Origin of the sequence: Stutzerimonas stutzeri RCH2, from assembly GCF_000327065.1 — a bacterium.
GTDB classification, from domain to species: Bacteria; Pseudomonadota; Gammaproteobacteria; order Pseudomonadales; family Pseudomonadaceae; genus Stutzerimonas; species Stutzerimonas stutzeri_AE.
This window is the reverse complement of sequence record NC_019936.1, coordinates 1,095,089-1,117,088: the sequence shown is the minus strand read 5'-3', so window position 1 is coordinate 1,117,088 and position 22,000 is coordinate 1,095,089. Positions and strand designations below refer to the sequence as shown.

General features: G+C 63.3%; 20 protein-coding genes. 16 read left to right on the top strand and 4 right to left on the bottom strand.

The window, feature by feature from the left end; genetic code table 11:
- The first annotated feature begins 12 nt into the window (after positions 1 to 12).
- The 4 genes from PSEST_RS05010 (at position 13) to PSEST_RS04995 (ending at position 3,623) form a co-directional block, all read left to right on the top strand.
- Positions 13 to 1,575, top strand: coding sequence for an AAA family ATPase (locus PSEST_RS05010; RefSeq protein WP_015275930.1), 1,563 nt, complete (start codon positions 13 to 15; stop codon positions 1,573 to 1,575).
- Positions 1,576 to 1,646: 71 nt separating this feature from the next.
- The gene (locus tag PSEST_RS05005) at positions 1,647 to 2,432 is read left to right on the top strand and encodes a class I SAM-dependent methyltransferase (RefSeq protein WP_015275929.1); all 786 of its coding nucleotides are present in this window, start codon (positions 1,647 to 1,649) and stop codon (positions 2,430 to 2,432) included.
- Between the two features lie 18 nt (positions 2,433 to 2,450).
- Complete coding sequence (locus PSEST_RS05000; protein ID WP_015275928.1) at positions 2,451 to 2,714, top strand: TfoX/Sxy family protein; 264 nt, start codon at positions 2,451 to 2,453, stop codon at positions 2,712 to 2,714.
- A gap of 111 nt (positions 2,715 to 2,825) precedes the next feature.
- The gene (locus PSEST_RS04995; RefSeq protein WP_015275927.1) at positions 2,826 to 3,623 is read left to right on the top strand and encodes a Crp/Fnr family transcriptional regulator; all 798 of its coding nucleotides are present in this window, start codon (positions 2,826 to 2,828) and stop codon (positions 3,621 to 3,623) included.
- Between the two features lie 205 nt (positions 3,624 to 3,828).
- Here the strand turns inward: PSEST_RS04995 and PSEST_RS04990 are convergent, their stop codons facing one another.
- Genes PSEST_RS04990 through PSEST_RS04980 form a run of 3 tightly spaced genes read right to left on the bottom strand, consistent with a single transcriptional unit; the run spans position 3,829 to position 6,529 of the window.
- Complete coding sequence (locus tag PSEST_RS04990) at positions 3,829 to 4,713, bottom strand: ChaN family lipoprotein (RefSeq protein ID WP_015275926.1); 885 nt, start codon at positions 4,711 to 4,713, stop codon at positions 3,829 to 3,831.
- 11 nt (positions 4,714 to 4,724) lie between these two features.
- Entirely contained in the window at positions 4,725 to 5,492 is a 768-nt protein-coding gene (locus PSEST_RS04985; RefSeq protein ID WP_015275925.1) for a heme ABC transporter ATP-binding protein, read from the bottom strand.
- Positions 5,492 to 6,529, bottom strand: a complete 1,038-nt coding sequence (locus PSEST_RS04980) for a FecCD family ABC transporter permease (RefSeq protein ID WP_015275924.1) — start codon at positions 6,527 to 6,529, stop codon at positions 5,492 to 5,494. Before PSEST_RS04980 ends, PSEST_RS04985 begins: the two co-directional genes overlap by 1 nt.
- Positions 6,530 to 6,662: 133 nt before the next feature.
- On the opposite strand from PSEST_RS04980, the gene PSEST_RS04975 reads away from it, so the two are divergent.
- The 12 genes from PSEST_RS04975 to PSEST_RS04920 all read left to right on the top strand — a co-directional run bounded on the left by PSEST_RS04975 (position 6,663) and on the right by PSEST_RS04920 (position 21,395).
- On the top strand, positions 6,663 to 6,998 hold the full coding sequence (locus tag PSEST_RS04975; protein ID WP_015275923.1) for a Rieske (2Fe-2S) protein: 336 nt from the start codon (positions 6,663 to 6,665) through the stop codon (positions 6,996 to 6,998).
- Between the two features lie 31 nt (positions 6,999 to 7,029).
- Positions 7,030 to 8,832, top strand: coding sequence for a protein-disulfide reductase DsbD (locus PSEST_RS04970; protein WP_080602165.1), 1,803 nt, complete (start codon positions 7,030 to 7,032; stop codon positions 8,830 to 8,832).
- 213 nt (positions 8,833 to 9,045) lie between these two features.
- Complete coding sequence (gene aroQ / locus PSEST_RS04965; protein ID WP_015275921.1) at positions 9,046 to 9,489, top strand: type II 3-dehydroquinate dehydratase; 444 nt, start codon at positions 9,046 to 9,048, stop codon at positions 9,487 to 9,489.
- Positions 9,490 to 9,567: 78 nt separating this feature from the next.
- On the top strand, positions 9,568 to 10,023 hold the full coding sequence (gene accB / locus PSEST_RS04960; protein ID WP_015275920.1) for an acetyl-CoA carboxylase biotin carboxyl carrier protein: 456 nt from the start codon (positions 9,568 to 9,570) through the stop codon (positions 10,021 to 10,023).
- A 17-nt stretch (positions 10,024 to 10,040) separates the two neighbouring features.
- Positions 10,041 to 11,390, top strand: a complete 1,350-nt coding sequence (gene accC / locus PSEST_RS04955; protein ID WP_015275919.1) for an acetyl-CoA carboxylase biotin carboxylase subunit — start codon at positions 10,041 to 10,043, stop codon at positions 11,388 to 11,390.
- 145 nt (positions 11,391 to 11,535) lie between these two features.
- Positions 11,536 to 12,417 (top strand): 50S ribosomal protein L11 methyltransferase, encoded by an 882-nt coding sequence (prmA, locus tag PSEST_RS04950; protein WP_015275918.1) that lies wholly within the window; start codon positions 11,536 to 11,538, stop codon positions 12,415 to 12,417.
- A gap of 108 nt (positions 12,418 to 12,525) precedes the next feature.
- Positions 12,526 to 13,773, top strand: coding sequence for a DUF3426 domain-containing protein (locus PSEST_RS04945; protein ID WP_015275917.1), 1,248 nt, complete (start codon positions 12,526 to 12,528; stop codon positions 13,771 to 13,773).
- 197 nt (positions 13,774 to 13,970) lie between these two features.
- Entirely contained in the window at positions 13,971 to 14,984 is a 1,014-nt protein-coding gene (gene dusB, locus PSEST_RS04940; RefSeq protein WP_015275916.1) for a tRNA dihydrouridine synthase DusB, read from the top strand.
- Complete coding sequence (gene fis, locus PSEST_RS04935; protein WP_003279911.1) at positions 14,981 to 15,301, top strand: DNA-binding transcriptional regulator Fis; 321 nt, start codon at positions 14,981 to 14,983, stop codon at positions 15,299 to 15,301. Before dusB ends, fis begins: the two co-directional genes overlap by 4 nt.
- Positions 15,302 to 15,377: 76 nt before the next feature.
- Positions 15,378 to 16,982 carry a bifunctional phosphoribosylaminoimidazolecarboxamide formyltransferase/IMP cyclohydrolase gene (gene purH, locus PSEST_RS04930; protein ID WP_015275915.1) on the top strand — a complete coding sequence of 535 codons (1,605 nt, stop codon included), beginning with the start codon at positions 15,378 to 15,380 and terminating at the stop codon, positions 16,980 to 16,982.
- Positions 16,983 to 17,181: 199 nt separating this feature from the next.
- Positions 17,182 to 18,474, top strand: a complete 1,293-nt coding sequence (purD, locus tag PSEST_RS04925; RefSeq protein WP_015275914.1) for a phosphoribosylamine--glycine ligase — start codon at positions 17,182 to 17,184, stop codon at positions 18,472 to 18,474.
- Between the two features lie 116 nt (positions 18,475 to 18,590).
- Positions 18,591 to 21,395, top strand: a complete 2,805-nt coding sequence (locus PSEST_RS04920) for a hybrid sensor histidine kinase/response regulator (protein ID WP_041756485.1) — start codon at positions 18,591 to 18,593, stop codon at positions 21,393 to 21,395.
- Between the two features lie 5 nt (positions 21,396 to 21,400).
- On the opposite strand, the gene PSEST_RS04915 is transcribed toward PSEST_RS04920, so the two are convergent.
- Positions 21,401 to 21,724 (bottom strand): cytochrome P450, encoded by a 324-nt coding sequence (locus tag PSEST_RS04915; RefSeq protein ID WP_232422569.1) that lies wholly within the window; start codon positions 21,722 to 21,724, stop codon positions 21,401 to 21,403.
- Positions 21,725 to 22,000: the final 276 nt, after the last annotated feature.

Sequence of the window (22,000 nt, the reverse complement as noted above, 5' to 3'; positions counted from 1 at the left end):
CAAGGAATGACCGTGAGCCAAGCATTGATCGCCGCCCTGCAGAATTCTGCCGTGTTCCCGCACCCCACCGAGGGTGTCAGGGTCATCGAGACCCATATTTCCTGGGTAATCCTCACCGGCACCTACGCTTACAAAATCAAGAAACCAGTGGACTTCGGCTTTCTCAACTTTACCAATCTCGCCTCGCGCAAGCATTTCTGCGAAGAGGAGCTACGACTCAACCAGCGCATGGCGCCTGACCTTTATCTGGAAGTCCTGCCCATTAGCGGCTCGCCGGATGCGCCCGAGATCGACGGCACAGGGGAGCCCTTCGAATATGCCCTGAAGATGCGTGAATTTCCGCAAACTCAGCTGCTGGCCGAATTGCAGGCACGCGGCGAATTGACGGACGCGCACATCGACGCCTTGGCCGAGCAGATTGCGCACTTCCACCAGAGCACCCCGCAGGTACCCGCCGGTCATACGCTGAGCAGCGCAGACGCAATCGTTGCGCCGATGCGGCAGAACTTCGAGCAGATTCGCCCATTGCTCAGCGAGGCGGCGGACCTGCGCCAGCTGGACGCACTCGAGGACTGGACGGAAACCAGCATCCAGCGTCTGCGCCCGCTGCTCGAGCAGCGCTGCCAGCAAGGGTTTGTCCGCGAGTGTCACGGCGACCTCCACCTGGGTAACGCCACGCTGATCGATGGCAATGTCGTCCTGTTCGACTGCATCGAATTCAATGAGCCGTTCCGCCTGATCGATATCGCCTCGGACGCTGCGTTTCTCGCCATGGACCTGGAGGATCGCGACCTGAAATGTCAGGCGCGCCGCTTCCTCAACGGCTGGCTGGAGCACACCGGCGACTATGCGGCACTGGCGCTGCTGAATCTGTACAAGGCCTATCGCGCACTGGTGCGCGCCAAGGTCAGCCTGTTCCGCCTGTATCAGGAGCAGGACGCCGTTCAGCGCAAGGTGATCGTGCGCCAGTACCGCAGCTATGCAAACCTGGCCGAGAGCTACAGCGCCATTCCCTCGCGCTTTCTCGCAATCACCCATGGCGTTTCAGCGGTGGGCAAAAGCCACGTTGCACTGCGCCTGGTCGAGGCTCTGGGCGCGATCCGCCTGCGTTCGGATGTTGAACGCAAGCGACTGCACGGAGAGCAGCCTCAAGCACAGCAAGGCCAGCTCGATACAGGCATCTACAGCCAACAGGCCAGCGATGCGACCTATCAGCATCTGCACCAGCTCGCGACCACCGCGCTGCAGGCGGGTTTCTCGGTAGTGATCGACGCGGCGTACCTGAAACGGCAACAACGCCAGGACGCCTGGCAGGCGGCCGAAACTACCGGCGTGCCCTTCCTCATCCTCGACTGCCAGGCACCCGATGCGGTGATCGCCCAATGGCTGGCCCAGCGTCAGGCCGAAGGTGTTGATCCATCCGATGCTACGATGGAGGTGGTTCACGCACAGCAAGCCAGCCGTGAAGCCCTGAGCGAAAGCGAGCGACTGCACAGCCGCCGGGTGGATACACAGGATGCTGGCAGCCTCGACGAGCTGGTCGCGAGCATACGTCAGCATCTGCCCGGGCTCTGACCGCCAGGCACCGCCGCCGGCAGAGCGCGGCGGTGCTTCTATACTCCGGTATCCAATCGCGGATATCCGATATGCCTACAAGCGAAATACGTTCCTCCGGGACGGCCAGCGAAAGCGTTCAGCTATTTTCCAGCCGCTCCGATGACTACGCGCGTTTCCGCCCGACCTACCCCGAGGCGCTGTTCGCCTGGCTGGCAGACCAATGCGCGACGACCGACATCGCCCTGGACCTCGCAGCAGGCAACGGGCAAGCCAGCTTTCCGCTGACACGCTACTTCCGTCGTGTCCTGGCGTGCGACGCCAGTGCCGAACAGCTGAACGCAGCGAATGACTGGCCGGACGTGCAACGCTTCGTCGCCGACGCCGAACACCTGCCCGTGCAAAGCGGACGGCTCGATCTGCTGGTGGTCGCCCAGGCATTGCACTGGTTCGCCACAGCGGATTTTTTCGCCCAGGCGCGGCTCGCGCTGAAGCCGCACGGTTTGTGCTGCGCGTGGTGCTACAGCCTGCTGGAGGTGACGCCCGCGGTGGATGCGCTCATCCAGAAGCTCTATGGCGAAACCCTGGCGGGCTACTGGCCTGCAGGCCGGGCCAGCGTAGATGCCGGTTATCGCGATATCCAAGCGCCTTTCGCACCCATCGAATGCCCAGCGTTTTCCCTGGAAGCACATTGGAAATTCGCCGACCTGGTTGGCTACCTGCGCACCTGGTCGGCAGTCAAACAATGGCAGAAGCAGCACGGGCAGGACCCGGTTGCGATGATCGAAGCCGCGCTGTCCTCGGCCTGGGGGCCACCTGATCGGCGGCGACCCGTGCGCTGGCCGCTACACTTCCTGACAGGCTTCCCCAACCGCTAGTACCGCAAGGATGCCGCCATGCACGACGAACTGCTTTCGCTCCGCAATCTGGGCAAGACCTCGGTGCAGTGGTTGCACGCATCGGGCATCCATACGGCAGCCGATCTGCGAAGGCTCGGCGCGGTAAGTTCCTATCGCGCGGTAAAGTCGCGCGGCTTTGGTGCCTCCAAGGTGTTGCTGTATGCCATCGAAGGCGCATTGCGCGACGTGCCGTGGCAACAATTGCCCGCGCCGCTGAAGGAACAACTCAACCGAAGTCTGTCCGACGAACGCGACAACTAGAGCTGGCTCACATCCTCTGCTCGGCGAGATTTACTCGATCACGTCACAAGCCCTATTGTGCGCCGACGTGACCCTGCCAATCGCCTGCCCGTTCGTTCAAGGATTACCGATATGTATTTACTCGGGGAGCAACCGGCGTACGCCGATCGCCTGATCAACCGTCTGCAAACAATCCCCTCACAGCTGCTGGAAGGCTTGCAGCCGTCGGGCCCAAATCTTGAACTCAAGCACACCGACGATCTCTGCGCCGAGCTGCCGGCACAGCAACTATTCATCATCGAAACGGGACTGCTGCATGCTCAGATCGACGGCAAGGCACTGTTCTATCTCCAGGAGGGCGATCTGGTCGGCTTGCGCCAGGCAGGAGACCTGCCCGAGTGCCGCTATTGCACTGACGAGCCGATCAGCCTAATCCCCTACTCGCGCAACGCCGCGTTTCAGCATATCCACGCTGACGCACATCGCCAGGAGCTGTTCACCCAGTATCTGATCGGCCATACCGCGCTACTCGGCGACGCCCTGGCGCGACTCAAGCAACCGGAGATCCGGCCATCCACCGGATTCAAGCATTTTGCCGTGGGAGAAGAACTGATTCGCCAGGGCGACGAGGCGGACAACGTATTCATCATCATCGAAGGTCATGCCGACGCGATCGTCGACGGACAGAAGGTCGGCGACGTACAGAAGGACGAGATCTTCGGCGCCATGGCGGTGTTCACCCGCGAGCGGCGTAGCGCAACGGTGGTGGCCAGCGAGCCTTGCACGGTCATGGTCATTCCGAAGGAGCAGTTTCTCGGCCTGACGCAAAGCAATCCCCGCATCGCGCACAGCCTCATCGAGAGCATGGCGCGGCGCATCGACCTGCTGAACAAGGAAGTCACCCACCTTCGTGTCAACGTTGCCGTCTGATGCTGACCGCAGCGCGCACAATTTTTTTACGAAAGCCTGTTGACGCAGAAATGAGAATTGTTATTATTATCGCAACTGATCGCGAGGTCAGCCGATAGCTGAAGGCTCAGGCAGTCGATCCTTCAGGTTATCTCCTCATCAGGCTAATCACGGTTTTGACCCGGCTCTGCCGGGTCTTTTTTTGCCTGCATAAAAGCGAGCCGCTTCACCTGCCCGACTGGCGCAACTGTGCGCAGTGATCCTGCTCCGGTTGCGCCGGTGTATACCAGACATAATCGGCCTGTGCGGCGGACACCGCCTCGCCCACTTCAGCAAGCATCAGCACACCTACCGGCTCCCCTGACAGATCCTCGATATGCAGCGGCACACCCAGATCACGCCGCACATGAAACGCGCCAGCGAACAGCATTGCAGGCTTCGGTGCAGCGATCATCCGCTCCGCCATGCGCCGATCACGCTGCTGCTGCACCGCCAGCATCGCCGGCAGCTGGGTCGCGGGCAGCATCCCGCAGTGGGAGACTTCGATCTGCGCCAGTAACGCATCACGGATCGCATCGGTGGCGGACGCGCGCCCAGAGAGTGCCGGTGCAGCGCGGTAGATCGACATGATCTCCTCGCGCCCCAGGTTGGCATGCAACAGCGGATAAGGTTGGTCGAGTGCATAACGGACCAGCGGCCCGTACAGCTCCCAGTCCCACCCCTTCTGCCAGCCGAGCGCCTGTGGCAGATCGTCTTCCGCACGACCATCCGCCAAATACCGGCGCACCGCATCGACTTGTGTCTGTTGCTCGGGCTCGAGCATCTCCAATAGCAGGCTGCCTTGCGGACGCGCCTGTGCCAGCGCCTGCAGCAGCCAGAGCTGCAGGGCGTGATGATCCGGATTGTCGTGGCGCTCGCCGATCAGCAGGCCATCGTAAGCCTGCAGTTTCGTCACCAACTGGGCGGGAGTAATCACGGCATCGCGCTGCAGATCGACGATCACGCCAAGATCGGGATGCTCACGCCCCTCGGGGCTTTGCCATTCAGGCAGTGCCGGCAACGCCTGGCAACCCGCAAGCAATCCCAGTATCAGCAATAGAGCAATGCGCACGACGAACCTCCTCAACGGGCAATGATCAGCGGATGGCCGCGTTCAGGATGGCGCTGCACCAGCACTTCGAGGCCGAACACCGCTTGCAGCTGCTCGGCACGCAACACCTCATCGACCGAGCCCTCGGCCTGCGGGCAGCCGTTCTTGAGCAGCAGCAGACGGTCACAGTAGCGCGCCGCCAGGTTCAGGTCATGCAGAATGACCAACGCCGCCCCGCCTTGCGCAGCAAAACCTCTGACAGTCTGGAGAATGCTGTGCTGATGCGCCGGGTCGAGCATCGAGGTGGGCTCGTCGAGCAGTAATACACGCCCCGGCCCGCCCGGCCACAATTGCGCCAGCACTCGGGCGAGATGCACACGCTGGCGTTCACCGCCCGAGAGTTTGAGGTAGCTACGTGCGGCCAGATGCTGCGCGTCCGCGGCAGCAAGTGCCGCCTCGACAATGGCAGCATCGGCCCGACCTCCGGTGCGATGAGGCAGACGTCCCATGGCGACCACGTCCGCGACGCGGAAGGCGAAATTGAGAGTCGAGCTCTGAGGCAACACCGCCAGACAGCGTGCCCGCTCTACGTCTGGCCAGTCAGCGAGCGCGCGGCCCTGCAGCAAGACGTGCCCCGCAGATGGCCTGAGTTCGCCGGATAGCGCCGCGAGCAACGTGCTCTTGCCGGCACCATTCGGCCCGAGCACACCAAACACCTGCCCTGCGCGCAGCTGCAGCGACACGCCTTGCAAGGCAGTGATCGAGCCACGCCGTACCGTAAGATCGTTACCCGCCAGCATCAGACGCGCTCACGCAGCAGCAGATAAAGGAAGAACGGCGCACCGAGCAATGCGGTGACGATGCCGATCGGCAGCTCGGCGGGCGCAATCACCAGCCGCGCGGCGACATCGGCAAGCAGCAGCAGGCTGGCGCCAGCAAGCGCTGATGCCGGCAACAGCAGCCGATGATCGGGCCCGACTAGCAGGCGCATGAGATGCGGCACCACCAATCCGATAAAGCCGATCAGACCGGCCGCAGCGACCGCTGCACCGACCCCCAGCGCGGTGCAGACGACCAGCTCGCGCTTGATGCGCTCGACATTGAAGCCCAGATGGCGCGCCTCGGATTCACCTAGCAGTAGCGCATTCAACGCCTTTGCCCGCTGCGGCAGCCAGAACGCCACGGCGATCGTGATCAGCAACAGCGGCCACAACCTTACGTAGCTGGCGCCATTCAGGCTGCCCAGGTTCCAGAAGGTCAGCGAACGCAACGTCCGGTCGTCGGCCAGATAAGTGAATAGTCCGACTACCGCGCCAGCGAGGGCTGTGAGCGCGATACCGGAAAGCAACATGGTGGCCACATGGGTCTGGCCATCGCGCCGCCCCAGGCGATAGACCAGCAGCGTAACACCGAGCCCGCCGATGAAAGCGAACGCCGACAACAAGTAGGGCTCCCAGCTCAGCGGCAACGCCGGGACGAACGTGGCTCCGACGATCGCAACCGCGGCACCCAGGGCTGCGCCGCTGGACACCCCGACCAGTCCCGGGTCGGCCAGCGGATTGCGAAACAGGCCCTGCATCGCCACCCCACAAAGGGCCAGCACCGCGCCAGCGGCACAGCCCAGCAGCGTCCGCGGCAGGCGAATCTTTGCAAGGACCAGCTCCGCCTGCTCCAGCCCGGCTTGCTCGATCGGCGCACCGAGCAGCCGCAACGCAGCAGCCAGGCTATCGCCGAGCGTCAGGCTCAGCGGCCCCAGTGCAAGCGACAGCCAGATAGCGGTCAGCAGCAACAGACCGAGCACGACAAACAGAAAGCGCACGGGAACCAGACTACCCATCGGAGTGCTTCGCCAGGCGGTATGAGCGGCGAAGGATAAGAGCGCGCTGCGAGCGCCGCCAGCCCGAAGAACGTTATCAGGCTGCGCATGGCAGCTTGCTGGGCGATAATCGCCGCCTCTGGTGGAGGACATGATGATTCGATTATGCGCGACATCCGAACTGCTCGAAGGACAGAGTCGCGGCTTCACTGTCGGCGACCTGAAGGTGATCGCGGCTCGGCGGGATGGCCAACCGTACCTGTACGAGAATCGCTGCCCGCACCGCGGCGTGCCACTGGAATGGCAGCCCCACCAGTTTCTCGACGAAAGCGGTAGCCTGCTGCAGTGCGCGACTCACGGCGCCCTGTTTCTCATCGAATCCGGCGAGTGCGTCGCCGGGCCATGTGCTGGACAGGCGCTACGCCAGCTGGATGTCGCCGAACAAGCAGGGAGCATCTGGTTGCAAACTGATCGGCAGAGCGACAGTTGAACGCGGGCGCGGAGACCCGCGCTTGGTTATCATGCCGCCACAGCTTTACCGTGAGATCGCCATGCTTCGCCTGCTGAGTCTGCTGTTCCTGCTCTTTGTGCTTCCCGCCAACGCCGGCCTGTTCGACAGCAAGCCCAGCGCGACCCTCGGCGGTGCGCTGAACAACAGTGGCGATTTCCTGCCGGTGCGCGAAGCCTTCCGGCTGAGCCTGGTCGAAGCAGCCCCCGAGCGAGTCACGCTGCGCTTCGTCGCGGCGGACGGTTACTACCTCTACCGGCACCGCTTTGCCTTCCAGACCAGCGAACCGACCGTCACGCTCGGCGAGGCGAAACTGCCCGATGGCGTGCCCAAGGTTGACGATTATTTCGGCGAGATCGAAGCCTATTACGGCATCGTCGATATCGAAATACCGGTTACCAACCCGGACAACCGCCCGTTCGTTCTGCAGGTGTCCTATCAGGGCTGCGCCGACAAGGGGCTCTGCTACCCGCCGGAAACCGAATCGCTGCGCATTGGTGACGGGGCCGAATCAACGACCACTACGGCAGGCGGTCAGACCAGCCAGGGTGATCTGTCCTGGAAGTCGATAGCCCTGTTCTTTCTCGCCGGACTGGGACTGACCTTCACGCCCTGCGTGCTGCCGATGCTGCCGATTCTCACCGGCGTCGTACTGCGTGATCAGCCGGGCGGCATGCGCAGCTTCCTGCTCTCGCTGGCCTACGTACTGCCCATGGCCGGTGGCTTCGCCCTGCTTGGCGCGCTGATGGGCGTGTTCGGCGCGGAGCTGAATCTGCAAGCGCGCCTGCAATCGCCCTGGGTCCTGGTCCCGTTTGCGCTGTTCTTCGTAGCATTTGCTCTGGCGATGTTCGGACTCTTCGAGCTGCGCCTGCCGCAGGCGCTCGCCAGCCGCCTCGACCGCCTCGCCGGCAATGCACGGGGCGGCTCGTTCACCGGCGCCGCGTTGCTCGGCGCGGTATCCAGCCTGCTGGTATCGCCCTGCGTCTCCGCGCCACTGGCCGGCGCACTGCTGTACATCAGCGCCAGTGGTGACGCACTGGGCGGAGGCCTGAAGTTGTTCGCCCTGGGGCTGGGCATGGGCGCGCCACTGGTGCTGTTCGCCACCGGCGGCGGTGCCCTGCTGCCCAAGAGCGGCCCCTGGATGATCAGCGTGCGCAACGTATTCGGTGTGCTTCTGTTAGCCGTCGCCGTCTGGATGCTCGAACGCGTACTGCCTGGCCCGCTGGCGCTAGCCTTGTGGGGCCTGCTGGCCGCCGGCAGCGCGGTCTTTCTTGGCACGCTTGAGTTCACCAGCAAGACACCACGGCAAAAGCTCGCCCAACTCGCCGGCCTGGTATTGCTGGTCTATGCGTTGGCGGCCTGGGTCGGCGCATTGCAAGGTGGCTCGGACCCGCTCCGACCGCTACCGCATGCCATTGGCGGATCAACGCCAAGCAGCATGGCCGGCGAAGGCTGGCACACGATCTCCACACCTGCAGAGCTCGACGCACAACTGGCCGCGGCCCGCGCTGCCGGCCAACCACTGATGCTGGACTGGTATGCCGACTGGTGCATCAGCTGCAAGGTGATCGAACGCGAGGTCTTCGCCAATCCGCAGGTAGCGCCGCGCCTGGCCGACTATCGTCTAATCCGCTTCGACATCACCGAAAGCAACGCAGCCCAGCGCAGCTTGCTGGACCGTTACAAGCTGTTCGGCCCGCCGGCCATCCTGTTCTTCGATCGCAGCGGTAACGAGATGGACGATGTGCGCGTAGTCGGCGAAATAGACGCTTCCGGCTTCGCCGAGCGGCTGGATCGGGCCGCCGCAGGACTCTAGCCAGCAGACGGGGCTGCTCGCGCCTCATTCTCGGCAAGCCGAACGCTCATTGCCGGATGGAATGATTGCGGCAATCTTCAGACATAATGCGGGCATTTCCTTCGATCGAGACATGACTGGACAGTCAGCCCTCGCTTGGGGCATAGTTTTTCCCCTTCGCGATCCAGCCGCGCCATTGGCCGGTCAGCGCATCCAGAAAAACAAGGAACATCAATGGCCACGCTTCTGGTCCTGCACGGGCCGAATCTGAATCTGCTCGGCACCCGCGAACCAGGCGTCTACGGCGCGGTGACGCTGGCGCAGATCAACCAGAACCTCGAGCAGCATGCCCGCGATCGCGGACACCACCTGCTGCACCTGCAATCCAACGCCGAGTACGAGCTGATCGAGCGCATCCACGCCGCTCGCAGTGAAGGGGTCGACTTCATCCTGATCAATCCCGCGGCATTCACGCATACCAGCGTCGCATTACGTGACGCGTTGCTGGCCGTGAGCATCCCATTCATCGAAGTGCACCTGTCCAACGTGCACAAGCGTGAACCTTTCCGCCATCACTCCTACTTTTCCGATATCGCGGTGGGTGTGATCTGCGGCCTTGGCGCCAGCGGCTACCGGCTGGCCTTGGAGGCCGCCCTGGAACAACTCGCTGCTTCCTGAGGGACCCGCACGCACGGCGTCGTGTCTTGAAGAAGCGAGCAGCAATGCCCTTTGAACTTACCTCGGAGTCAATGCTTCATGGATATTCGCAAAGTCAAAAAGCTGATCGAACTGCTGGAAGAGTCCGGTATCGACGAACTGGAAATCCACGAGGGCGAAGAGTCGGTACGCATCAGCCGCCACAGCAAGCAGGTTGCGATGCAGCAGCCCATCTACGCCCAGGCTCCGGCTGCGCCAGCTCCCGCTCCGGTAGCTGCTGCCCCGGCTGCTGACGCTGCTCCTGCCGCACCCAAGCTGAACGGCAACGTGGTCCGCTCGCCGATGGTTGGCACCTTCTACCGTGCATCCTCGCCGGAATCCAAGGCGTTCGTCGAAGTCGGTCAGAGCGTGAAGAAGGGCGACATCCTCTGCATCGTCGAAGCCATGAAGATGATGAACCACATCGAGGCCGAGATCAGCGGCACCATCGAATCCATCCTGGTGGAGAATGGTCAGCCGGTCGAATACGACCAGCCGCTGTTCACCATCGTTTGAACCGCGGAGAGCCAGCGATGTTGGAAAAAGTACTGATCGCCAACCGCGGCGAGATCGCCCTTCGAGTTCTGCGCGCCTGCAAGGAACTGGGCATCAAGACCGTGGCGGTGCACTCCACTGCCGACCGTGACCTGATGCACGTGTCGCTGGCCGACGAGTCCGTCTGCATCGGCCCGGCCGCCTCTGCCAAGTCCTACCTGAGCATCCCGGCGCTGATCGCCGCTGCCGAAGTCACCGGAGCCGACGGCATCCATCCCGGCTACGGCTTCCTCGCCGAGAACGCCGACTTCGCCGAACAGGTGGAGAAGTCCGGCTTTACCTTCATCGGCCCAACCGCCGACGTCATTCGCCTGATGGGCGACAAGGTATCGGCCAAGGATGCGATGAAGCAGGCCGGCGTGCCGACGGTTCCGGGTTCTGACGGCCCACTGCCGGAAGACGAGAAGGAAGCGCTGCGGATCGCCCGTGAAGTGGGTTACCCGGTGATCATCAAGGCCGCCGGTGGCGGTGGTGGTCGCGGCATGCGAGTGGTGCACAAGGAAGAGGACCTGATCGCCTCGGCCAAGCTGACCCGCAACGAAGCAGGCGCAGCCTTCGGCAACCCGATGGTCTACCTCGAGAAATTCCTCACCAACCCACGCCACGTCGAAATCCAGGTGCTGGCTGACGGCCAGGGTAACGCGATTCACCTGGGCGACCGCGACTGCTCGCTGCAGCGCCGTCACCAGAAGGTGATCGAGGAAGCCCCAGCCCCGCTGATCGACGAAGAGGCCCGCCGCAAGGTCCAGGCCCGCTGCGTCAAGGCGTGCATCGACATCGGCTACCGCGGCGCAGGCACGTTCGAGTTCCTTTATGAAGACGGCAACTTCTACTTCATCGAGATGAACACGCGCGTCCAGGTCGAGCATCCGGTTACCGAGATGGTCACCGGCATCGACATCGTCAAGGAGATGCTGCTGATCGGTGGCGGCCAGAAGCTGTCGATCAAGCAAGAAGATGTTGTCATCCGCGGCCATGCCGTGGAATGCCGCATCAACGCCGAGGATCCGCGCACCTTCATGCCCAGCCCGGGCAAGGTGAAGCACTTCCACGCGCCAGGCGGCAACGGCGTGCGCGTCGATTCGCACCTCTACGACGGCTACTCGGTTCCGCCGCACTACGACTCGCTGATCGGCAAGCTGATCACCTTCGGCGCAAACCGCGACGAGGCCATGGGCCGCATGCGCAACGCACTGGACGAGCTGATCGTCGACGGGATCAAGACCAACGCCCCACTGCACCGCGATCTGGTGCGCGACCCCGGCTTCTGCAAGGGCGGCGTGAACATCCATTACCTGGAGAAGAAACTGGGTATGGACAAGCACTGAGCCCCGCTCGGCGCTGCACTACAGAGGCTGCCTTCGGGCGGCCTCTGTCGTTTCTGCCAGGCGCGAATCGAGCCCACGCTGGCCGCGACACGCCCCCTCCAGTAAGCTTGCCGGCTTTTACCGCGATCCCATTCGAGAGGCTTCCATGTCCTGGCTGCAGATCCGACTCGCCATCACCCCCGATCAGGCCGAAGCCCTGGAAGACCAGCTGCTGGATGTGGGCGCGGTTTCCGTGACCTTCATGGACGCCGAAGATCAGCCGATCTTCGAGCCGGACCTCAACACCACGCCGCTGTGGTCGCATACCCACCTGCTGGCACTGTTCGAAGCCGATACCGATCCGGACGCCTTGCTTGCCCACCTGCAGCTGTTGTGTGGCGGCGAGCTACCCGAGCATCAGATCGAGGTGATCGAGGACCAGGACTGGGAACGCAGCTGGATGGACAACTTCCAGCCGATGCGCTTCGGTCGCCGCCTGTGGATCGTTCCCAGCTGGCACGCGGCACCCGAGCCCGATGCCGTCAACCTGCTGCTGGACCCCGGACTGGCCTTCGGCACCGGCACCCATCCCACCACGGCACTGTGTCTCGAATGGCTGGATGCTCAATCCCTGCATGGCCAGTCGCTGCTGGATTTCGGCTGTGGCTCGGGAATCCTCGCTATCGCTGGCCTGCTGCTGGGCGCCGAGCACGCGGTCGGCACCGACATCGACGTGCAGGCATTGGACGCCTCGCGCGATAACGCCATGCGCAATGGCATAGCAGATGAGCGTTTCGCCCTGTATCTGCCCGAGCAGCTGCCGGAAGAGCCCGCCGATGTAGTGGTCGCCAACATTCTTGCCGGGCCGCTCGTCTCGCTCGCACCGCGCATCACTGCACTGGTCAAGCCTGGCGGCCGCCTGGCGCTGTCTGGCATCCTGGCCGAGCAAGCGGAAGACGTCCGCGCGGCTTATGACGAGGCGTTCGAGCTCGATCCAACCGCGGACAAGGACGGCTGGGTACGTATCAGTGGCGTCCGCCGCGGCTGAGGCAGCTTGAGACCCCGCCCGCACCCCCATATGCCAGCTGCCGCGGCCCACTGCCGTTCTGCGCCTGGCTTACGCTAGACTAGCCGGCACATTCGCGCGGAAACACGCATGACCAGCTTCATCACCCAGTGCCCCAACTGCAGCACCCGCTTTCGTGTCGGCCGCAGCCAATTGCGCGCAGCCCATGGCGCAGTGCGTTGCGGCGCCTGCCTGGAAGTGTTCAACGCAGCCCACCACCTGCTGCGCGATGAGCTGAATCCGACCCAGCCGCTGAGCGCTCCTGAGGCCGCGCCGGCCAGGCCTCAGACGACCGGAGTCGCCACCGCCAACACAGCCGCAACCACAAAAGCCGATGAAACTCTGTGGATCCATGACGACCTGGACCTCGACAGCCTCGATCTGGACGAGGAGCTGGCCAAGCTGGAGCAACAGGAACGCGAGCTTGCCCGTGACCTGCTCAGCCTGGAACCTGACCGCCAAACCTCATCCGAGTCCGTTGCCCGTAAAGCGGACACCGCTTCCGCGCATGATGAAAGCTGGGCCGAGATCCTGCTGAACGCCGAACGCGGCGTCGGGCCGGCAACGGACAGTGCGCGCGAGGAGACGATCCACTTCACTCCGGTGACAGCTGAATCGCCACAGCCACCAAGCCCTTTGGCGATAAGCTCCGTGCCGCTATCGACGGCCAAGGCGCAGCAGATCCGTAGCGAGCGCATTGAGCCTGCGCTTGCCAGTTCAACCGCCTCAGAGAACGAGAACGAGAACGATGCTGCCAGCTCAACCGCACCGCGCCGTGAGCCGGACCTGCGTGGCGAGCCGCTATTCGAGCTCGACGACGAGCCATTGCAGCTGGATTGGCAGGAACGCAAGAAACCCTGGGGACGCTGGCTGGGCTGGGGTGCACTGAATATCCTTGCAGTGCTTGCCCTGGGTGCACAGTACGTTGTCTACAACTACGAAGAGCTGTCGCGACAGCACCAGTACCGCGCCTGGTTCGAGCGTATCTGCCCGACGCTGGGCTGCGAACTGCCTGCGCTGGTCGATATCGACCAGATCAAGAGCAGCAATCTGGTGGTACGCAGCCATCCGGACTTCACCGGCGCGCTGGTGGTGGATGCGATCCTCTACAACCGTGCCACCTTCGCGCAACCGTTCCCGCTGCTGGAAATCCGCTTCGCCGACCTGAACGGCAAACTGCTGGCCAGCCGCAGCTTCAAGCCCAGCGAATACCTTTCCGGCGAGCTCGCGGGACGTTCGCAGATGCCGCCGCAAGTGCCCATCCATATTGCCTTGGATATCCTCGACCCAGGCGCCAAGGCGGTAAATTACAGCCTGAGCTTCCATTCGCCGGAATAGCGGCTCGCCCCTTCCCGCTCCGCCCGGACCCCGCCCGCGCCCTGAAGCCGTCGTATCCAAACTCCCGGCGATAAGGCGACCGCTGTTCAGAATTTGTTCAAAACAGCCTTTAACCCGTCATGCGTAGCGGGTATTATGCCCACCCTTTTTTGCAGTCCCGATCGACCTAACAAGCAGGCCCCAAGCAGGGAATCTTCATGTCAGCGGTACGCATCGGCCCCTACACCTTGACCAATCCGTTGATCCTCGCGCCCATGGCCGGCGTGACCGATCAGCCGTTCCGTCAGTTATGCCGTCGCTTCGGCGCGGCCCTGGTGGTCTCGGAAATGCTCACCAGCGACATGCGCCTGTGGAACAGCCGCAAATCGCGCCTGCGCATGCCGCATGCGGACGAACCCGAACCGCGCTCGGTGCAGATTGCCGGTGGCGATCCGCAGATGCTGGCAGATGCCGCACGGCGCAACGTCGAGCTAGGGGCGCAGATCATCGACATCAACATGGGTTGCCCGGCGAAAAAGGTCTGCAACAAGGCGGCCGGCTCGGCACTGATGCGTGATGAGCGCCTGGTTGGGGAGATCCTCGACGCCGTCGTAGGCGCGGTAGACGTTCCGGTGACATTGAAGATTCGCACCGGCTGGGATCGGCAGAACAAGAACGGCCTGACCGTTGCGCGTATTGCCGAGCAGGCCGGCATTGCAGCCCTTGCCGTTCATGGCCGCACCCGTGCCGACCTGTACACCGGCGAAGCCGAGTACGACACCATCGCTGCCATCAAGCAGGCGGTTTCGATCCCGGTGTTTGCCAATGGTGATATCGACTCGCCGCAAAAGGCCGCCCAGGTGCTGCGGGCGACCGGTGTGGATGGCCTGTTGATCGGACGTGCGGCGCAGGGTCGCCCGTGGATCTTTCGCGAAGTGGAGCATTATCTGCGCACCGGCGAGCTGCTGGCGGCGCCGACGCTGGAAGAGATCGAAGACACCTTGCTGGAGCACGTGCAGGCGCTGCACGAGTTCTATGGCGAGGTGATGGGAGTCCGTATCGCCCGTAAGCATGTGGGCTGGTATCTCGCAACACTACCGGGCGCGCGGGACTTCCGTGCCCGTTTCAATCATCTGGAAGACAGGGATGCACAGGGCTTCAGCATTCGGCAATTCTTTGCCGAACAACGCTCAGGGCCTGGCTCGGTGGATGGAACAGAGGTGGCCGCATGACGCTGTTGAATGAAACATTGGTAAGTGGAACAACATCCGTGAGTGACAACGTGAACCTCAAGCAGCACCTGAACACGCCGAGCGAAGCGGGGCAGACGCTGCGAGGCAGCGTCGAGAAAGCGCTGCACAACTATTTCGCCCGTCTCGAAGGTGCCGACGTCACGGACGTTTACAACCTCGTACTCTCCGAAGTGGAAGCGCCGTTGCTGGAAACCGTGATGCACTACGTCAAGGGCAACCAGACCAAGGCTTCCGAGCTGCTGGGCCTGAACCGCGGCACCCTGCGCAAGAAACTCAAACAGTACGACCTGCTCTGACGCGACAGCCGGTGGGCGCGGCTGTCCGCACCTGCCTGCTTCGCGGACTCAAGCCTGTAGCCTCTAGGAAACGTCAATGACCGACCAAACCACCCGCCTTCCCGTGCGCCGCGCGCTGATCAGCGTGTCCGACAAGACCGGCGTCGTCGATTTCGCCCGCGAACTCGAAGCCCTCGGGGTCGAGATTCTCTCCACTGGCGGCACCTTCAAGCTGCTGCGTGACAACGGCATCGCTGCCGTCGAAGTCGCCGACTACACCGGCTTCCCGGAGATGATGGACGGACGGGTGAAGACCCTGCATCCGAAGATCCACGGCGGCATCCTCGGCCGCCGCGACCTGGACGGTGCGGTGATGGCCGAGCATGGCATCGCGCCGATCGACCTGGTGGCGGTCAACCTCTATCCGTTCGCAGCCACTGTGGCCAAGCCCGGCTGCACCCTGCCGGACGCCATCGAGAACATCGACATCGGCGGCCCGACCATGGTCCGCAGCGCGGCGAAGAACCACAAGGACGTCGCCATCGTGGTCAATGCCGAGGACTACGCGGCAGTGGTCGACAACCTGAAGAACGGCGGGCTGACCTATGCCCAGCGCTTCGACCTAGCGCTCAAGGCGTTCGAGCACACCGCCGGTTACGACGGCATGATCGCCAATTACCTCGGCGGCATCGACCAGAGCACCGAGCAGCTCAGCACCGAAAATCGCAGCCTGTTCCCGCGCACCTACAACATGCAGTTCATCAAGGCGCAGGACATGCGCTACGGCGAGAACCCACACCAGCAGGCCGCTTTCTATGTCGAGAAGCCGGACGAAGCCTGCGTCGCCACTGCCAAGCAACTGCAGGGCAAGGAACTATCGTTCAACAACGTGGCCGACACCGACGCCGCGCTGGAGTGCGTGAAGAGCTTCGTCAAACCGGCCTGCGTGATCGTCAAGCATGCCAATCCCTGCGGCGTGGCCGTGGTACCGGAAGACGAAGGCGGCATCCGCAAGGCCTATGACCTGGCCTACGCCACCGACAGCGAGTCGGCGTTCGGCGGCATCATCGCCTTCAACCGCGAGCTGGACGGCGAAACCGCCCAGGCCATCGTCGAGCGCCAGTTCGTCGAGGTAATCATCGCGCCCAAGGTTTCCCAAGCCGCCCGTGACGTGGTGGCCAGCAAGGCCAACGTGCGCCTGCTCGAATGCGGCGAGTGGCCGGCCGAACGCAGCCCGGGCTGGGACTACAAGCGCGTCAACGGCGGCCTGCTGATCCAGAGCCGCGACATCGGCATGATCACCGAAGCAGACCTGAAGATCGTCACCCAGCGCGCGCCGACCGAGCAGGAGATCCATGACCTGATCTTCGCCTGGAAAGTGGCCAAGTTCGTCAAGTCCAACGCCATCGTCTACGCCAAGAACCGCCAGACCGTCGGCGTTGGTGCCGGCCAGATGAGCCGCGTCAACTCCGCGCGCATCGCCGCGATCAAGGCCGAGCATGCCGGCCTGCCGGTTCCGGGTGCGGTGATGGCCTCGGACGCGTTCTTCCCGTTCCGCGATGGCATCGACAATGCGGCCAAGGCCGGTATCACTGCGGTGATCCAGCCGGGTGGCTCGATGCGCGACAACGAAGTGATCGCTGCGGCCGACGAAGCCGGCATTGCCATGGTGTTCACCGGCATGCGCCACTTCCGCCACTAAAATCGGCCGCACTCGGACAGGCATCTGCGGCGTTGCCCGACTCTTCCCCCATGCTCATTGCCAGAAGGCAACTCCGCTGGGTGAAGAATCGGGCGCCTTGCATCTACCAGCCCGATCGCGACCTCGGTATTCGTAGGGTGGATAACGCTTCGCTTATCCACCAAGCGGGCTACCGGCCCGCCTCCATTGGGAGAGAGAAATGAACGTATTGATCATCGGCAGCGGCGGCCGCGAGCACGCCCTGGCCTGGAAGGTTGCGCAGGACCCACGCGTTGCCAAGGTTTTCGTCGCGCCGGGCAATGCCGGCACCGCCACTGAAGCCAAATGCGAAAATGTCGCCATCGACGTGCTGGCCATCGAGCAACTGGCAGACTTTGCCGCCGCCAACGTGCAGCTGACCATCGTTGGTCCGGAAGCACCGCTGGTGAAGGGCGTGGTCGATCTGTTCCGCTCCCGCGGCCTGGACATCTTCGGCCCGACCGCCGCGGCCGCGCAGCTCGAGGGGTCCAAGGCGTTCACCAAGGATTTCCTGGCTCGCCACGCGATCCCGACCGCCGACTACCAGAACTTCACCGAAGTCGAACCGGCCCTGACCTACCTGCGTGAGAAAGGTGCGCCGATCGTGATCAAGGCCGACGGCCTGGCGGCGGGCAAGGGCGTGATCGTCGCCATGACCCTGGAAGAAGCCGAGGATGCCGTCCGTGACATGCTCTCCGGCAATGCCTTTGGCGACGCCGGCGCCCGCGTGGTGATCGAGGAGTTCCTCGATGGCGAGGAAGCGAGTTTCATCGTCATGGTCGATGGCGAGAACGTGCTGCCGATGGCTACCAGCCAGGACCACAAGCGCGTCGGCGACGGCGACAGCGGCCCGAACACCGGCGGCATGGGTGCCTACTCCCCCGCTCCAGTGGTTACCGCCGAAGTGCATAAGCGCGTGATGGACGAGGTGATCTACCCGACCGTGCGCGGCATGGCTGCCGAAGGCAACGTCTACACCGGCTTCCTCTATGCCGGCCTGATGATCGACAAGGCCGGCGCGCCGAAAGTCATCGAGTTCAACTGCCGCTTCGGCGATCCGGAAACCCAGCCGATCATGGTGCGCCTGGAATCCTCGCTGGTCCTGCTGATCGAGGCCGCACTGGCCAAGGCACTGAACAAGGTAGAGGCCACCTGGGATCCGCGCCCGACGGTGGGCGTGGTACTGGCAGCTGGCGGCTACCCGGGCGACTACGCCAAGGGCGACGTGATCGAAGGCCTGGACGACGCAGCCGTGCTGGATGGCAAGGTGTTCCATGCCGGCACCGCGCTGAACGCCCAGGGCCAGGTGGTCACTGCCGGCGGCCGCGTACTGTGTGCGACCGCCATCGGCCGCAGCGTGTCAGAAGCGCAGCAGCAGGCCTACCGTCTGGCGGAAAAAATCCGCTGGAATGGCTGCTTCTATCGCAAGGATATCGGTTATCGCGCCATCGCCCGGGAGCTTGGCGAGGGTTAATCCCGGTCAGTCGCCAGGAATGCGCGCGGCGCCAGGTTTTATCGCCGCCGCACGCATTACAGGCCGAAGGCGGCATGGCTATAATCCGCCGTCACACTCATGAACGGACTTCTCTAGTGGGTCGGCTCCGGATCGCCATCGCTGTCATCTTCGGCCTGCTGCTGATCAACCTGATCCCGCTGTCGGCCCAGGCTGCCATTGCTCAGCCGTCGCCCTCCACCGTCCTCGTCGAAGCTGACTCGGTGCCGCAGAACTGGCGAATCCTCATCGATCAGTCCGGCGGGCTCACGCTTGATGAGGTGCTGTCTCAGCGCGCGCTGTTCCAGCGGCTCGATAAACTTTCCTACAGTGCCCCGGCGAGCAACCGGGCGGTCTGGCTTCAGGTCAGCCTGCCATCGCTGACCAAACCCAAGTGGCTCTGGCTGTTTGCACCTCGCGTGCAGTACCTGGATTTCTATCTGCTGCGCGATGGGCAACTGGAGCAGCACACCGCCACCGGCGAATTGCGGCCGCTCAGCGCCAGGCCTCTGCCCAACCGCGCCTACCTGTTCAGCCTGCCGAATGACGGCCAGCCGCGGGAAGCCTATATCCGCCTGCAGTCCAGCCATCCAGTGATGACCTGGTTCAAGACCATCGACGACAGCGGCCTGGTCAGCCAGACCAAGCCGGCCTACCTGTTCGGCGCCCTGTTCGGCGCGCTGGCCTTGCTGATGGTCTACAACCTGCTGCGTTTTGCCTACACGCTCAGTTACACCCATATCTGGCTGAGCCTGTTGCACGGCGCGCTGCTGGTCTGCGCCGTAGCCAACCTGGGCGTGCTCGCAGTCTGGCTGCCGGGGCTGACCTATAGCCAACCACTGATTGCTGATCTGGCTGCATTGCTGGCCAGCACTGCGTTGCTCGGCTATACGCTGGGCTTCTTCCACCACCGTGGTCGCACCTGGATCACCTGGCTGCTGGGTCTCGAGTTCAATCTGATCCTGGCGCTGGCCGGCAGCATTCTGCTCGGCCAATGGCCCTGGTACAGCTGGCTGATCTATTCGATGGGGCTGGTCGCCTCCTTCAGCGTGCTATTCGTCGCGCTCTATCACTGGCGCCAGGGTTACCAACCAGCACGGCTGGTCGTGGCCGGGCTGACGCTGTTCAACAGCGGCATGGTGTTCTTCATGCCGATGTTGCTGGGTTTCGATCAGCTCGATCCGGGCTGGCTGACCGGCGGGCTGTTCAGCCTCGCCACACTCGGCGGCCTGCTGCTCAGCTTCGCGCTTCTCGAACGGCAACGTCAGCTGCAAAGCGACAGCCGCACCCAGTACACGGCCGAAGCGGTCACCAGTGCCGAATTGAAAACCAAGGCCGATTTCCTGTCGAAGATCAGTCATGAACTGCGCACGCCGATGAATGGCGTGCTGGGCATGAGCGAGCTGCTGCTCGGCACTTCGCTCTCGGCCAAGCAGCGCGATTACGTGCAGACCATCCACAGCTCGGGCAACGAGCTGCTCAACCTGATCAACGAGATCCTCGACATCTCCAAGCTGGAGTCCGGGCAGATCGAGCTCGATGATGTGCAGTTCGATTTCAATGCGCTGATCGAGGACTGTCTGAGCATCTTCCGCGCCAAGGCCGAACAGCAGAAGGTCGAGCTGATCAGCTTTATCCAGCCACAGCTGCCGCAGGTGGTAGCCGGTGACCCGACGCGCCTGCGCCAGACCTTGCTGAACTTGCTGGAAAACGCCTTCAAGCAGACCGACGAAGGCGAAGTGCTGTTGATCGCAGCGGTAGACGGCCCACAGGACAACCCTCGCTTGCGCATCACCGTCCAGGACAGCGGCCGGCCGCTTGAGCCGTACGAGCGCGATGCGCTGCTCAATGCCGCGGTAGACAGCCACGATTTTCTCGCGTCTACGCGGCATGGCGGCCGCCTCGGCCTGATCATCGCCCGCCAGCTGGTACAGCTGATGGACGGTGATTTCGGCATCCAGACAGGAACTACCCAGGGCAACACGCTATGGATCAGTCTGCCGCTGGCCAGCGAAGGGCTGGCGCAGAACAATGCCGATCTCGACGGGCCACTGCAGGGCACGCGGCTGCTGATCGTCGATGACAACGACACCTGCCGCAAGGTTCTGGTTCAGCAATGCAGCGCCTGGGGCCTGGAAGTCAGTGCCGTTGCATCAGGCAAGGAGGCACTGGCCCTGCTGCGGACCAAGGCGCATCTGCGCGAGTACTTCGATGTGGTGCTGCTCGACCAGGACATGCCCGGCATGACCGGCATGCAGCTGGCGAGCAAGATCAAGGAAGACTCCAGCCTCAACCATGACATTCTGCTGATCATGCTTACCGGCATGGGCAGCGCCCCCAGCAAGATCATCGCGCGCAACGCCGGCATCAAGCGCATTTTGGCCAAGCCGGTCGCTGGCTACACACTGAAGACCACGCTCGCCGATGAACTGGCGCAGCGCCTGCAGAGCAGCCAACTTCGCCCCGCGTTAGCGTCGCCACCCCTGGCCCCGCTCGAGGTTCCCAGCGACTTCCGCATCCTGGTTGCCGAAGACAACAACATCTCCACCAAGGTCATCCGCGGCATGCTGAACAAGCTGAACCTGCAGCCGGATACGGCCTGCAATGGTGAGGAGGCGCTGGAAGCGATCAAGACTCAGCCATACGACCTGGTTCTGATGGACTGCGAGATGCCAGTGCTCGACGGCTTCCAAGCCACCCAGCAGTTGCGTGAGTGGGAGGCCCGCAACGGGCGCTCACGCACGCCAGTGGTGGCGCTGACGGCACACATCCTCAGCGAACACCGCGAGCGTGCGCGCGAGGCTGGCATGGACGGCCATATGGCCAAGCCGGTCGAGCTTTCGCATCTGCGTGAGCTGATCGATCACTGGGTCCGGGTCAAACAGGCCGAAAGCGTCGACTGACCGCGCTACCGGTAGCCATCAGCCAGCGGCCTCACATCACTGATCACCGGACCACTCTCCGGCTTCGCCGGCATGCGCGACAGGTCGATGCGCAGATCCTGTGCAGGCACCGCGCACTCCGTCTCGCAGATCAGCATGCGCAACGCGACCTTCAGCAGTTCGATGGCCAGTCGCTCACCCGGACAACGATGCCCCTCGGCAGGATCTCCGCCACCCTGGGTCACGAAGCTGAAGGCATTGCCCTGCCAATTAATAAAGCGTTCAGGCTGAAATGCGTCGGCTTCACTCCAGTGGCGCGAATCCCTGTTGGTGCCCCACAGGTCGAGCATCACCTTCGCCAAGCAGCGCCAGCGAGTTTTCCAGGTGTTCGTCACGGGGAATATCGGTCATCGGCGTGCTCCTCTTTTTGCCAGGTCTGCAGTCGACAGCACAGTGTCGAGCGTTGCCGCGAGGATGCCCCGAGAGCCGGAAAACTGAACAAAGCCGGCCGGTTGCTGCCGATTATCTGGACGAGTCGACACAGGGTGGCGGTTATAGCCCTGGCGGCGATCAGGCCGACCGGCACGCGCTGGCGACGAGCGTGGCCGTTCTGCACACTCCCCAAG